Annotated in this window: 1 pseudogene; it reads left to right on the top strand. The window is 46.5% G+C overall.

The window, feature by feature from the left end:
• Window positions 1-1,030 (top strand): annotated as a pseudogene (locus LG368_RS15350) (DDE-type integrase/transposase/recombinase); the annotation flags it as partial.

Genomic DNA, 1,030 nt, shown 5'->3' with positions numbered 1-1,030 from the left:
AAGCTCTCCACCCTGTATAGTTGGCAAAAGCAATTCAACACATCAGGATTTAGCGAGTCAAAAGTGAGTTCATCAGATAAGTGGTCCAATGAAGAAAAGTTTGCTGTCGTACTTGAAACTTCCGCCTTGTCTGAAGCGGATCTGAATCAGTATTGCCGAGAAAAAGGGTTGTACCCTGAGCAAGTAAAGCAATGGAAGCAAGCCTGCATTGCAGGGAATACAGTGAAAGATAAGCGAAACACCAAGATCACGGCTGAGCAACAATCGGACAAAAAACGCATTAAAGAACTAGAACGTGAGCTGAGACGAAAGGAGAAAGCGTTAGCAGAAAGTGCGGCGTTACTTGTGCTAGGAAAAAAGTTCGATGCCTATTGGGAGGAAAAAGAGGACAGCTAATCACGCTGGCCGATAGGCAAAAGTATTCGCAGTGGATCCGTCATGCGGTGGAGTCAGGTGCACGACAAGAGCCTGCCTGTGAGGTGATTGGATTATCGGTCAGAACGTTACAGCGTTGGTATAGTGAGGGCTCTATTGGGGAGGATAGAAGAGTCACCGTGATAAGGCCTGCACCAGCGAACAAACTGAGTGAGGTAGAGCGGCAGAAGATGATTGAGGTTTGCAACCGTGACGAGTTTGCTTCCTTACCACCCAGTCAAATCGTGCCTATATTGGCCGACAGAGGCGAGTATATTGCTTCAGAATCCAGCTTTTATCGTCTCTTAAAAGCGGAAAGCATGCTCCATCACAGAGGAAAAGCAGCATCAAAGAATGTCCATAAAAAGCCCACGAGTTATACGGCGAAAAAAGCCAATGAGGTGTGGAGTTGGGACATTAGCTATCTGCCAACCACGGTGATTGGGCAGCATTACTACCTGTACATGATAGAAGATATTTACAGTCGAAAAATAGTGGGTTGGGAAGTACATTCTCAAGAAACGGGAGAGCATGCCGCCGATTTACTGGAACGCAGTGTTTGGGCAGAAAGATGCGTTAAAAAAGATCTCGTCTTACACTCAGATAACGGTGCGCC

Origin of the sequence: Marinomonas algarum (assembly GCF_020532605.1) — a bacterium.
Classification (GTDB): domain Bacteria; phylum Pseudomonadota; class Gammaproteobacteria; order Pseudomonadales; family Marinomonadaceae; genus Marinomonas; species Marinomonas algarum.
This window is presented reverse-complemented; position numbering and strand designations above follow the sequence as displayed.